The organism is Azorhizobium oxalatiphilum, assembly GCF_014635325.1.
GTDB lineage: Bacteria > Pseudomonadota > Alphaproteobacteria > Rhizobiales > Xanthobacteraceae > Azorhizobium > Azorhizobium oxalatiphilum.
Map to the genome: position 1 here is coordinate 146,116 of NZ_BMCT01000008.1, position 12,765 is coordinate 158,880.

At 66.9% G+C, this 12,765-nt stretch carries 11 protein-coding genes; 2 read left to right on the plus strand and 9 right to left on the minus strand.

What is annotated here, in order from left to right; all coding sequences use genetic code 11:
• Window positions 1-20: 20 nt before the first annotated feature.
• Entirely contained in the window at window positions 21-3,146 is a 3,126-nt protein-coding gene (gene putA, locus IEW24_RS22530; RefSeq protein WP_188582898.1) for a bifunctional proline dehydrogenase/L-glutamate gamma-semialdehyde dehydrogenase PutA, read from the plus strand.
• A 232-nt stretch (window positions 3,147-3,378) separates the two neighbouring features.
• Here the strand turns inward: putA and IEW24_RS22535 are convergent, their stop codons facing one another.
• From IEW24_RS22535 to IEW24_RS22575, 9 genes are all read right to left on the minus strand, one after another.
• The gene (locus IEW24_RS22535) at window positions 3,379-3,954 is read right to left on the minus strand and encodes a UbiX family flavin prenyltransferase (RefSeq protein ID WP_188582900.1); all 576 of its coding nucleotides are present in this window, start codon (window positions 3,952-3,954) and stop codon (window positions 3,379-3,381) included.
• 57 nt (window positions 3,955-4,011) lie between these two features.
• Window positions 4,012-4,548 (minus strand): TIGR02444 family protein, encoded by a 537-nt coding sequence (locus tag IEW24_RS22540; protein ID WP_188582902.1) that lies wholly within the window; start codon window positions 4,546-4,548, stop codon window positions 4,012-4,014.
• On the minus strand, window positions 4,545-5,357 hold the full coding sequence (locus IEW24_RS22545; RefSeq protein WP_188582904.1) for an ABC transporter ATP-binding protein: 813 nt from the start codon (window positions 5,355-5,357) through the stop codon (window positions 4,545-4,547). The genes IEW24_RS22540 and IEW24_RS22545 overlap by 4 nt, the downstream gene beginning before the upstream one ends.
• Entirely contained in the window at window positions 5,348-6,148 is an 801-nt protein-coding gene (locus IEW24_RS22550; protein ID WP_188582906.1) for an ABC transporter permease, read from the minus strand. The genes IEW24_RS22545 and IEW24_RS22550 overlap by 10 nt, the downstream gene beginning before the upstream one ends.
• 7 nt (window positions 6,149-6,155) lie before the next feature.
• Window positions 6,156-7,124: an ABC transporter substrate-binding protein gene (locus IEW24_RS22555; protein ID WP_188582908.1), complete on the minus strand. Its 969-nt coding sequence runs from the start codon at window positions 7,122-7,124 to the stop codon at window positions 6,156-6,158.
• 208 nt (window positions 7,125-7,332) lie between these two features.
• Entirely contained in the window at window positions 7,333-8,934 is a 1,602-nt protein-coding gene (locus IEW24_RS22560; RefSeq protein WP_188582910.1) for a UbiD family decarboxylase, read from the minus strand.
• A gap of 137 nt (window positions 8,935-9,071) precedes the next feature.
• Window positions 9,072-9,503, minus strand: a complete 432-nt coding sequence (locus tag IEW24_RS22565; RefSeq protein ID WP_188582912.1) for a PaaI family thioesterase — start codon at window positions 9,501-9,503, stop codon at window positions 9,072-9,074.
• Window positions 9,504-9,590: 87 nt separating this feature from the next.
• Window positions 9,591-10,598, minus strand: coding sequence for an SDR family NAD(P)-dependent oxidoreductase (locus tag IEW24_RS22570; protein ID WP_188582914.1), 1,008 nt, complete (start codon window positions 10,596-10,598; stop codon window positions 9,591-9,593).
• 192 nt (window positions 10,599-10,790) lie between these two features.
• A complete protein-coding gene (locus IEW24_RS22575; protein WP_188582916.1) occupies window positions 10,791-11,321 on the minus strand; it encodes a MarR family winged helix-turn-helix transcriptional regulator in 531 nt (176 codons plus the stop codon).
• Between the two features lie 244 nt (window positions 11,322-11,565).
• Between IEW24_RS22575 and IEW24_RS22580 the strand changes: the two genes are divergently transcribed.
• Window positions 11,566-12,720: a PLP-dependent cysteine synthase family protein gene (locus tag IEW24_RS22580; RefSeq protein WP_373870115.1), complete on the plus strand. Its 1,155-nt coding sequence runs from the start codon at window positions 11,566-11,568 to the stop codon at window positions 12,718-12,720.
• Window positions 12,721-12,765 lie beyond the last annotated feature (45 nt).

Genomic DNA, 12,765 nt, shown 5'->3' on the forward strand with positions numbered 1-12,765 from the left:
GACGTTCGCCGGAGATTTCCATGCCTAGCCCCGTTTCCACCGCTTCCGCCCCGTTCCAGCCGGTGGTCCCGCTGTTCAACGCCCCCTTCGCGCCCGATGACACGGCGTTCGCCACCCAGCTTCTCGCGCAGGGCCTGCTGTCCGGCCAGGGCGAGGCGCGCATCGATGCGCTGGCCTCCCGCCTCATCGGCGCCATCCGCAAGGGCGGTGGCAAGGGCAGCAGCGTCGGCGGCATCGAAGAGGTGATGCGCGAATATTCCCTCTCCACCAAGGAGGGGCTGGCGCTGATGACGCTCGCCGAGGCGCTGCTGCGCGTGCCGGACCCGGTGACGGCCGATCGCCTGATCGAGGACAAGCTGGCACAGGGCGACTTCCTGAACCACGCCTCCAAGTCGGATGCCCTGCTGGTGAACGCGTCCTCCTGGGCGCTGGGCATCACCGCGCGGGTGATCCAGCCGGGCGAGACGCCGGAAGGCGTGCTGGGCCGCATGACCAAGCGCCTCGGCATGCCCGCCGTGCGCGCCGCCACCCGGCAGGCCATGAAGATCCTCGGCAATCACTTCGTGCTCGGCCAGACCATTCATGCCGCGCTCGACCGCGCGGAATCCTCCAGCGGCCGGGCCTATCGCTATTCCTTCGACATGCTGGGCGAAGGCGCCCGCACGGTGGCGGACGCCAAGCGCTATTTCGACAGCTATGCCGGGGCCATCGACGACATCGGCCGCCGTGGCGGCAACCGGGCGCTGCCGGATCGTCCGGGCATCTCGGTGAAGCTCTCGGCGCTGCATCCGCGCTATGACGCCACGAACCGTGACCGCGTGCTGGCGGAACTGGTGCCGCAGGTGGTGGATCTGGCCCGGCGGGCCAAGAGCTACGATCTCAACTTCACCATCGACGCGGAGGAGGCCGACCGCCTCGAACTCTCGCTCGATGTGATCGACGCCGTGCTGGCCGATCCGAGCCTTGCCGGCTGGGACGGCTTCGGCCTTGCCATCCAGGCCTATCAGAAGCGCTGCGCGCAGGTGATCGACCACATGGCGGCGCTGGCGGAGAAGCTGGACCGCCGGCTGATGCTGCGCCTCGTGAAGGGCGCCTATTGGGACACCGAGGTGAAGCGCGCGCAGGAGCGCGGCCTTGCCGACTATCCCGTCTTCACCCGCAAGGCGATGACGGACCTGAATTACATGGCCTGCGCCCGCAAGTTGCTGGCGCTGCGTCCGCGCATCTTCCCGCAGTTCGCCACCCACAACGCGCTGACCATCGCCACCATCGTCGAGCTGTCCGGCGGCACGGGCGGCTTCGAATTCCAGCGCCTGCACGGCATGGGCGAGGCGGTGCATGGCGAGCGCCTCGCAGCCAACCCCGAAGTGGGCTGCCGCACCTATGCGCCCGTGGGCGGTCATCGCGACCTGCTCGCCTATCTGGTGCGCCGCCTGCTGGAGAATGGCGCGAACTCCTCCTTCGTGTCGGTGGCGGGCGATCCCGCCGTGCCGGTCTCGGATCTCCTGCGCCGCCCGGCGACCATCATCGGTTCGCCCGATGCCGCCCGGAACAGCCACATTCCCTTGCCGCCTGATCTCTACGGCCCTGCCCGTAAGAATTCGCGCGGTGTCGAACTCGGATGCCGTGACATGCTCGCCTCCACCCTCAAGGACATCGCCGCCGGCCGCCGGGAGGTGACTGCCGCCTCCATCGTGGACGGCGCGGTGCGCACAGGCACCGCCCGCACCATGGCGAGCCCCATCGACGGCGGCGTCATCGGCAAGGTGATCGAGGCTGACGCCGCCACGGCCGATGCCGCCATCGCCACCGCCCGAAAGGGTTTTGCCGCATGGGACCAGACGCCTGCCACGCAGCGCGCCGCCATCCTTGAGAAGGCCGCCGACCTGCTGGAAGCCCGCATGGAGAGCTTCCTTGCCCTGCTTCAGGACGAGGCGGGCAAGACCATGGACGACGGCATCTCCGAAGTGCGCGAGGCCGTGGACTTCCTGCGCTATTACGCCGGCGAGGCCCGTCGCCTGTGCGGCGCGGGTGAGACGCTGCCCGGCCCCACGGGTGAGAGCAACGTGCTGCGCCTGCGCGGCCGTGGCGTGTTCGTCGCCATCTCTCCCTGGAATTTCCCGCTGGCCATCTTCCTCGGGCAAGTCTCCGCCGCGCTGGCCGCCGGCAATACGGTGGTGGCCAAGCCCGCCGAGCAGACCCCGCTCGTCGCCTTCGAGGCGGTGAAGCTGCTGCATGAGGCGGGCATTCCGGGTTCCGTGCTCCAGTTCGTCACCGGTGACGGCGCCATCGGCGCGCGCCTCGTTGAGGCCCCGAAGGTGGCCGGCGTGGTGTTCACGGGCTCGACGGAAGTGGCGCGCATCATCAACCGCACGCTCGCCGGCAAGGACGGCCCCATCGTGCCGCTGATTGCCGAGACCGGCGGCATCAACGCCATGATCGTGGACGCCACCGCTCTGCCCGAGCAGGTGTCGGACGATGTGGTGACGTCCGCCTTCCGTTCCGCCGGCCAGCGCTGCTCGGCGCTCCGCCTGCTGTTCGTGCAGGAAGACGTGGCGGACAAGATGATCGAGATGATCGTGGGCGCGGCCGATGCCCTGCGCCTCGGCGATCCGCGTGATGCGTCCGTGCATGTGGGCCCGGTGATCGACGCCGAGGCCAAGGGCAAGCTCGACGCCTATACGAAGAAGCTCTCGGCTTCCGCCCGCGTGCATTATGCCGGCGCGGCGCCGGCCACCGGCACCTATGTGGCGCCGCATGTGTTCGAGCTGAACCGCGCGGAAGACCTCCAGGAAGAGGTGTTCGGCCCCGTGCTGCATGTGGTGCGCTTCAAGGCGGGCGGCATCGACGGCGTGCTCGATGCCATCGACGGCACCGGCTATGGCCTGACGCTGGGCGTCCACACCCGCATCGACGGGCTGGTGGAGAAGGTCACGGAGCGCCTGTCGGTGGGCAATGTGTATGTGAACCGCAACATCATCGGCGCGGTGGTGGGCGTGCAGCCTTTCGGCGGCCACGGCCTCTCCGGCACCGGCCCGAAGGCGGGCGGCCCGCACTATCTGCTGCGCTTCGCCAGCGAGCAGACGGTGACGATCAACACGTCGGCCGCCGGCGGCAATGCGGCGCTGATGACGCAGGGCGAGTGAGGTTTGCCGCCGCCTGTCCCGGATCGGGACGGGCGGGGGATGTCTTGAGAACAGGGCGGGACCAATCCGCGACCGAATCGGTTCGGCGGATAGGTTCCGCCTTTGTTTTTGGGTGGCCGGTTGAGGGAGGGGGTGTCCCGTTTCGGGACAGCGTGCCCCGCTGCCGTGAACACCCGCAGACCAAACCGCGTCCGAATCGCTGTCCGCCCCCGGTTCGCGTTTTCCCCTGCGCTCAGTCGCGCACGGCCTCTCCGGTCCAGCGCTTCACGATGGGCAGGGAGATGTCGAACAGGTCGAGGGCCCGCGCAACCGTCTGGTTCACCATGTCGTCCAGCGTCTTCGGCCGGTGATAGAAGGCGGGCACCGGGGGCATGATGATCGCCCCGTTGCGGGTGGCCTGCGCCATCAGCTCGATATGGCCGGCATGGAGCGGGGTCTCGCGCAGCAGAAGCACCACGCGGCGGCGCTCCTTCAGGCACACGTCGGCGGCGCGTACGGTGAGTTCGTCATTATAGCAATTGGCGATGCCGCTCAGCGTCTTGATGGAGCAGGGGGCCACCAGCATGCCCACCGTCTGGAACGAGCCGGAGGACAGCGCGGCGCCGATGTCCTTGGGATTGTAGAGCCTGTCCGCCAGCGCCTTCACTTCGTCGGGCTTGAAGTCGGTTTCCTCGACGATGGTGCGCAGGCCCGAGGGGGTGAGGATGACGTGGGTCTCCACATCCTCCACCTCCTTGAGAAGCTGAAGGGCGCGAATGCCGTAGATGGCTCCCGAGGCGCCGGTCACGGCGATGATGAGGCGTTTCATGTCCCGTTCCATTTATGGGCGCGGGAATGGTCCGAGCCCGGATGTTCTGATGAGGCTCTAGCCTGCGGCGCGCTCCGCCGCAGCCGCGATCTGCGCCAACGCCTGTTCCTCCTCCGCGCCGAGGTCCGCGCCCGCAACGATGCGAAGGGCGGCAAGGGCGCGGGCCTGCACGTCGCCTTGCGCTGACGCGCCATTGAGCGTGGCGGCCAGCGTCCCCAGCTCGGACAGCTCGATCAGCTCGGCCTCGATCTCGATGGCCTGCACCTTGGCGCGCAAAGCGTCGGTGGTCCGGTTGGGCGCAGGCGATGGGCCGGTCTTCAGCCCCTTGCGCACCGCGCGCAGACTGCGGACCACGTCGCGATGCCAGGGCGCGACGGCCGCATGCACGCGTTCCAGATCGGCAGCAGCCAGCGTGAGCCCCCGCACCGCGCCCACATAGGCCGCGAACAGCAGCACGTTGACGTCGAGCCCCCGGCGCTCCTGCAACAGCAGGCAGGCGGCGGAGACCCCCGCCTGCCCGTAGACCCTGAGCGCGAAGGCGGGCAGCGGCTCGCGGGCCAGAGGCCCCGCCATCACGTCGTCGATCAGGCTCATGCGGGCAACGCCAGATCGGACCAGATGGACTCGGTCAGATGCACGAAGGCCGGATCGCCGCGCATGGCCCGCAGATCGCGCGGGCGGGGCAGGTCCACGCGATAGTCGGCCACGATGCGGGCCGGGCGGGCGGAGAAGACGACCACGCGATCCGCCAGGGCCACCGCCTCCTCGATGTCATGGGTGACGAAGATGATGGCGCGCCGCTCCGCCTCCCAGATGCGCAGCAGCTCGCGGCCCATGACGATCTTGGTCTGGTAATCCAGGGCTCCGAACGGCTCGTCCATGAGCATGAGCGAGGGATTATAGGCCAGCAGCCGCCCCAGCGAGGCACGCTGGCGCATGCCGCCGGAGAGCTGCTTGGGGTAGGCGTCCTCGAAGCCATCCAGCCGCAGCAGGCGGATGAGGGCGGGGATGCGCGTCTCCTGCTCGGCCTTCGACATGCCGGAGAGTTCCGCGCCGACGCGGATGTTCTGCGTGACGGTGAGCCACGGCAGCAGCGCGTCCTTCTGGAACATGAAGCCCACCTCGGGCGGCGGATCGGACACCGGGCGTCCGTCCACGCGCACCTCGCCGCCCGCCGGCTTCAGGAGCCCGCAGATGGCCCGCAGGATGGTGGACTTGCCCGAGCCGCTCGGCCCCACCACGGCGACGAACTCGCCATCCGCCACATCCAGCGAGATGCCGGACAGCACCTCCAGCGGCGGCGCATCGGGGCGGGGGAAGGCGATGCGGAGATTCTCCACCCGCACGCGCGGTTCGGGCGTGGGGGCGGGCATGGGCTTTTCCGCCAATTGGCTCATCGCCATCTGATCGCCCTCCGTTCCACGAAACCGATGAGCTGGTTGGCCAGCATGGCGAGGATCATCAGCACCACGAGGCCGGTGAAGACGCCGGTGGTGTCGAGCTGGCCGCCGGACTTTTCCACGTACCAGCCCAGCCCCCGGTTCGCGCCGATCAGCTCGCCCACCACCGCACCGATGAGCGAGAGGCCAACGCCGATGCGGAAGGAGGCCAGAATCCACGGCGTCACCGCCGGCAGCAGCACCTTGCGCGCCAGATAGAAGCGGCCCGCCCGCATGGAGCGCATCAGGTCCAGATGATCCGGGTCGATGGTGCGGATGCCCTCCATCACATTCAGCATGAAGATGAAGACCACCATGGTGAAGGCCATCATGATCTTGGACATCAGGCCGATGCCGAACCACAGGATGAACAGCGGGGCGAGCGCCACGCGCGGCAGGCCGTAGAGGCCCATCACCACCGGCTCCACCACCTTGGCGACGCGGGGCGCGCGGGCGAGCGCGATACCCAGCGGCACGCCCACCACCGCGCCCAGCAGCAGGCCGGCACCGGCCTCCTGAAGGGTGATGGAGCAGTGGGTCCACAGTTCGCCGGAGAGCGCGAGGCGCCAGATGCGCTCGGCGATCAGCGAGGGGCGGCTGCTCCAGAACGGGTTGAACAGCGTGCGCCCGGCGATCTCCCAGAGGCCGAGCAACACGAGGATGAGAGCGGCCTGTGCGGCGCTGGTGCGCCACGCGGCCGAGCCCGCCGTCCCCGAACTGAGCGCGGGGGACGAGGCGGCGGCAGTGTCGGTCATCGCGCGCTCACTTCGGCAGATAGGTGAGGGCGACGATGTCGTCGTAGGGGATCTTCTTCAGATTGGGGTCGGCGACCAGCATCATCTCAAGAAGCGTCTTGTAGCTCTCCGGGTTCATCCTGCCGTCGGGCGAGAGATAGCCTGCGGCCACGTCGGCGGTGACGCGATCCACCAGCGCGGTGTCGAAGTTCGGGAACATCTCCACCACCGCCGCGCGCAGCACGGCGCGGTCGGACTGGATCAGCTTCAGCGCCTTGGTGACGGCATTCGCCACGGCCTTGGCTTCCTGCGGATGGTCCTTCAGCCAGCTGTCAGTGACCACCAGATCCTGCGCCGCATAGGGGACCTTGCGGAAATCCTCGACGATCTTGTAGACGCCCTCGCGCGCCTGATTGGCCTGGATGTCGGGGGTGGAGAACATGCCCGCCGCCACCGCGCCGCTCTCCACCGCCGCTCGCATGGGGCCGCCGGTGCCGATGGAGATCAGCTCGAAATCCGTATCGGGATTAAGGCCGAGCTTCTTGATGGCATAGCGCAGCGTGGTGTCGGTGAGGCTGCCGGCGGAGGTGATGCCGATCTTCTGGCCCTTGAGGTCGGCGAGGCTGGCGGGTTTCGCATTGCCCTGCGCCATCAGCGCGTAGCTGTGCTGGTCGGCGAGTGCCACCAGCACCTTGCCGCCGAGGCCGCGCTCCTGAAGGCGAAGCGCATGGTCTGCGGCGCAGATGCAGATGTCGATGCTGCCGGCGGCGAGCGCCTGCACGGCGGGCGCGCCACCCTTGAAGTCGATGCGCTCCATCTTGATGCCCTCGGCGGCGAACAGGCCCTTCTGCTGCGCGACGAGGAGGGGGAGCGAGCCGGCCGAGGTCTGGGCCGCGCCGAACTTCAGCGTGGTCTGGGCGAGGGCGGCGGGGGCATGGGCAATGGCGGCGACCGCGAGGCTACCGGCGAGCAACAGGGTTTTGAAGACGTGACGCATGTTTACCCTCGTCTGGATACGTGGAAACCGGTCTGTCCTGAAGGCGTTCGGCTGCGTCGTTCTTTGACGCGTCAGCCTTGTTCTTGAAATCTTGAGGTCCTGAAAACATTTACGCGGCGCCATCGCGCACGCGGCGCGACAGCTTAAGATGATCTGCCGTGGAGCAAAAGCTGCCGCTTCCGGCACGGGCTACGCGCCCGGAGGCAGATTACGCACCCGGAGGCTTGGCCGCGAAGGCGGAGCCCTTCAGGCACATGCGGCCGCGCGGGTCCTGCCACAGACGATCGGTGGCATGCAGATGGCCCAGCGCACGGGCGATCATGGGGAAGGCGAAGTTGGAGAACTGCTCCGCCAGATCCGTATAGAAGCGCGGCGCCTCGCCGATGGTCTCGGCGATGGCGTCCGCGAGGCGCACCACCTCGTCATCGCCTGCGACGGTGCCGGCCGGGTCGGTCTTGCCCGCCTGATAGTCGGCGATCTTGGCCGTGTCCGCATAGGCATAGGCGATGCGCTCGTAGCGCTCCTTCGGAATGCCCTCGGAGATGGTGGCGTCGATGCCGACCTTGGCGGTGGTGGGCACCACGCCGGGCGGGGTAGGCGGCAGGCTCGGGTCCAGCGGCTTTCCGCGCGCGCCGGTCACGACCATGATGTCCTTGTCGCCCTGCACGCGGGTGGCGATCGCCCATTCCACGTCGGTGGGATTGAAGACGTCGATGTCGTCGTCCACCACCACCACATGCTTCAGGTCCATCACCGAGAGCGCGGCGAGCAAGGCATTCTTGCCCTCGCCTGGCTGCTTCTTGATGGAGATGACCGCATGCCAGAAGGCGCAGCCGCCGAGCGTGACGTTGATGTCCTTGACCACCACGCCGGCTGTCTTCAGCGCCTGCCGGATCGCGGTGTAGCGCGTGGGGGCGGCGAGCCAGGTGTTCTCCCACGGCATGTGCAGCGCGTAATAGACCGCATCCCTGCGCATGGAGACGGATTTCACCCGCACCAGCGGGTTCCAGTGCAGCCCGCCCATGAGGCGGGTGAACTCGCCGAAGCGGCCTTCCGGATGGACCCAGCCGGTGGGCAGGATCTCCGCCTCCAGCACGATCTCGGCATCAGCGATATAGGGCACGTCGATGGTCTTGCAGGGGGCGAGTTCCACCGGACCGCCGCGCAGGCCGCCGGCGATGGCCATCTCGTCCACGCCGAGCGGGGCGCGGAAGCCGGAGCCCATGATCTCGTAAGGGTGCGTGCCGATGGAGATGGAGATGGGGCAGGGGCGCCCGGCCTCATAGGCGCGCTGGGCGAACAGACGCATGTTGTTGGGCGTGACGATGTCGATGCCCGTGAGGTTCTTTTCCTTCACGATGAAGCGGTAGATGCCCGAGTTGAGCCCATACTCAGGATCGCGCGCGATCACCACGCCGGCGGTGATCATCGGTCCGCCGTCATAGATGGAACTCATGGGGATGGGCAGCTTGTAGAGATCCACCTCGTCGCCGCTCATGGTCACGTCATGGGTGGGCGAGGAGTTGAGCATCTTCGGCGCGATGGGACGGTCGATGGCCGCCTTCAGCTTGGCCTCGATCTCCGGATAGGCGGTGCAGCCCAGCGACATGATGGCCCGCTTCTGCGAGCGGATGATGCCGGAGACCACCGGCACGTCGTAGCCGATGACATTGTGGAAGAAGAGCGCCTTGTCGGACTGGTCCACCAGGGTGGCGATGTGGCGGATGTCCACGCTCTGGTGCAGGTCGATCAACTCGCCGGCGTCGCGCAGCCGGTTCAGAAATCCTCGGAAGCTTTCGGTATCGTGCATCCCGGTCTCCGTACGCAGTAAAACAATCAGGACATGAAAGAAGATGCGTGTCAGATCTGACCAAGTTTTCCAATGGAATTGGTCAGCAAACGGTATGATCAAAAAAAAGGCCGGCGGGGATGCCGCCGGCCTTCGTCTTACTTGGTGGAGGTGGCGTAAGTGCCGCGCCCGGAGGCGAGCAGCTTGCCGCTTTCATCCTCCACATAGGCTTCCGCCGTGGTGAAGGTGGAGCCGAGGCGGATGACCTTGCCCCGGATCCGCAGCGTGCCCTTCATGGCCGGGCGGTGATAGTCCACCCGCATGTCCACCGTGGGGAAGGGGCGCCCGAGCTTTGTGGTGGCGATGGCCCAGTCGGCCACCAGATCCACCAGCGTGGCGAGGATGCCGCCGTGGGTGTAGCCCACGTCGGGGTTCACCACGATTTCCTCGCGCCAGGGCATCTCGACCACGATCTCGCCCTCGCTGGCCTCCACCACCGACAGGTCGAGCCAGCGGTGGAAGGGGGCGCGGCGAATGCGCTCGTTCAGTTCGGCGACTGTCGCCAGCGCCGGTGTTTCCGTATCGCTCATCTTGTTGTCTCCGCGAGCTTTAAAGCCATTCCCGCAGAAGCGCTCCCCGCTTCTGCGAAAGGCATGGCGTAAAAGCAAAGGTTCAGATCAGGGGGCGAGAATGACCTTGCCGATGACCTGACGCTCCTCGATGAGGCGCAGGGCCTCGGCGGACTGCTCCAGCGGCAGGACCTTGTCGATGACCGGCTTCAGCTTGCCCTCGGCGATGTAGCCGAGCAGGGCGCTGAGATCCTCGCGGGCCCAGGAGTTGGAGCCCAGGATCTTCAGCTCGAAGGTCCAGATGAAGCGCAGGTCTTCGGTGGGATCGAAGCCGGCGGTGGCGCCGCAGGTGAGCAGCTTGCCGCCACGCTTCAGTGCGCGCAGCGACTTCACCCAGGTATCGCCGCCGGTGAAGTTGACCACCACGTCCACGCCGCCTTCGTACTTGCGACGGTGCGGCTTGCCGAAGCGGGCATAGACTTCCTTGGCGAAGTCCACCTGCGTGTAGTCGATCACCTCGTCGGCGCCGATCTCCTTGAGCTTGGCCAGCTTTTCCTCGCTGGAGCCGCAGGCGATCACATGCGCGCCGGCAAGCTTGGCCAGCAGCACCGCGCCGGTGCCCACGCCGCCCGAGGCGCCGAGCACGAGCACCTTGTCGCCGGCCTTGATCTGGCCGTTGGTGAACATCATGCGGTAAGCGGTGCCATAGGCCACCGGCAGGGCCGCCGCCTGCTCATAGGTCACACCATCGGGGATGGGGACGAGCTGGTGCGCGCGCACCCTGGCGAATTCCTGCAGGCCGCCGTCCATGGTTTCGCCCATGAGGCCGCCTTCGACGCGGTTCAGCGGGTCCACCAGCACACGGTCGCCGACCTTCACGTCGGTGACACCGGCGCCAAGCTCCACCACTTCGCCGGCCAGGTCGAGGCCCGGAACCACCGGCAGCTCGAGCTTGATGCCCGGCATGCCGCGCCGGGTGAACACGTCATGATAATTCAGAGAGCTGGCCTTCACCCGGATGACGACGTCGCCCTCACCCGCTGTGGGACGCGCCCAATCGTCCACGAGGACGAGATTCTCCGGGCCACCATGGGCCTTGATGATTGCTGCCTTCACGTTTGTCCTCCCCATCAATCGCAAGCATAGCATCGGCAGCAGTTCTGTCTGCCGAAAACGTGCCGGAGCACGTTTGCATAGCTAGCTATTGATTTCCAGTGCCTGCAAGAGGTCAGACGCGAAAAATCCTCTCCCCGGAAGGCCGGGGAGAGGGGAATGCAGCAGGGGATACCTCTGATAGTGATCCAAGGCTCAGCGCCGCTTGGCGCCGTCGGCCTCGAGCTGCTCCACCATGGCGATGAGCCAGGCGCGCAGCTGCACCTGAGCGTTCTTGTCCAGCGGCTCAAGAGCGATGCGATTCACCTCGAACGCATTGACCACGGCATCCTGCGCCAGGGTCCGGCCACGCTCGGTGAGGTGGACGGTGGCCTGCCGACCGTCGTCGACGCAGGCGCGGCGCTCGATGATCTCGTCGCGCTCCATGCGCTTGAGCGTGTTGGCCATGGTGCTCTGTTCGATCTTGACGAACTCGCAGAGATCGCGCTGGGTCGGCCCGTCGGCCCGTAGCAATTCAAGAACAATGGGAAACTGTCCAGGCAGGATGCCGTCGGCGCCATTGCGCATCTTCAGCGACTGGGCCAGAAGGCGAGCCTGCAGGTTGATGAGGTATCCGAGCGTGACCCGCTGAAGCGGGTCGGCACCGAACGCCTGATCGCCATATTGCGTACTGGACGTATGGTCGGCGGCGCTATGCTCCGACACATGGTACGACTTGGAGTCCATCTTCACAGCCCCTCCCCTGAGGCGGTTTGGATCGGCAACAATCACTCTGGTTGCACGTATGCTCCCCGCACACGCGCAAGCATTATTGCGCGGAATGTGTCGTTTGCGAAATCATTTCTCCAAAAGGCCTCGAACCGGCACAGCTTGAGGGGGATGATTTCCGCGCCGGGAGGAGGATGATTGCTCCCTGGAGCTCCGCGCAAGCGGAGCAGTAGACCGGCTTCGACGCGCCAAAAGGCAGACCATGCAAATGGATAGCGCAATCCACGACCCCCTGTCCGTCCCGGACGCCCCCGCCTGCCCGCCGTGCTCGGGCCCCGAGGGTGGAGAGCGGTTCCGGCAGCGCAGATGGGCGGATCAGGCCCTCCAGGTTCTCGATCGCGATGCCCGCCGCTCGGCGGACACCCATCTGCTACGCTTCGAGGGGCATTGTCTGGAGGGGGTGGACATATACCTCAAGGACGAGTCCACGCACCCGACGGGCAGTCTCAAGCATCGTCTGGCGCGCTCGCTTTTCCTGTTCGGCATCTGCAACGGGCAGATCCGGGAAGGCGTTCCGCTTGTCGAGGCGTCTTCGGGATCGACGGCGGTCTCCGAAGCCTATTTCGCCCGTCTGCTGGGCCTGCCCTTCTATGCGGTGATGACGCGCACCACCTCCGCCGAGAAGATCGAGGACATCGAGCGTCAGGGCGGCCTGTGCCATTTCGTTGATGACAGCGGGCAGGTCTATGCGGAAGCCGCAGCGCTCGCCGAGCGCATCGGCGGCATCTATGTGGACCAGTTCACCAATGCCGAGCGCGTCACCGACTGGCGCGGCAACAACAATATCGCCGAATCCATCTTCCAGCAGATGCAGGGCGAGCCGCGCAACATTCCGGCCTGGATCGTCATGGGGGCCGGCACGGGCGGCACGTCTGCGACCATTGGGCGCTATCTGCGCTATCGCCATTACGCCACCCGGCTGTGCGTGGCCGATACCGAGCGCTCCGTCTTCTACGATGCCTTCATGACCGGTGATCGCAGCCTGACCCGCTGCGACGGCTCGCGCATCGAGGGCATCGGCCGCCCGCGCGTGGAACCCTCCTTCGTGCCGGACGTGATCGACCACATGGTCCGGGTGCCGGACGCCGCCTCCATCGGCACCATGCGCGTGCTTTCGCGCCGGCTCGGCCGGCGGGTGGGGCCGTCCACCGGCACCGGCTTCTATGCGCTCTGCCGGCTTGCCGCCTGCATGATGGAGCGGGGCGAGGAGGGCTCGCTGGTGACGCTGCTCTGCGATCGCGGGGAGCGCTATGGCAAGACCTATTATGACGACGCCTGGGTCAAGGCGCAGGGCTTCGACATCGCGCCGTTCGAGAAGAAGGTGGAGCGCTTTCTGGATCAAGGCGGCGCCCTCTGAGCGGATTGGGCTGAGGGCGCACGTGCGATGGGCGGTTGAGGTGCA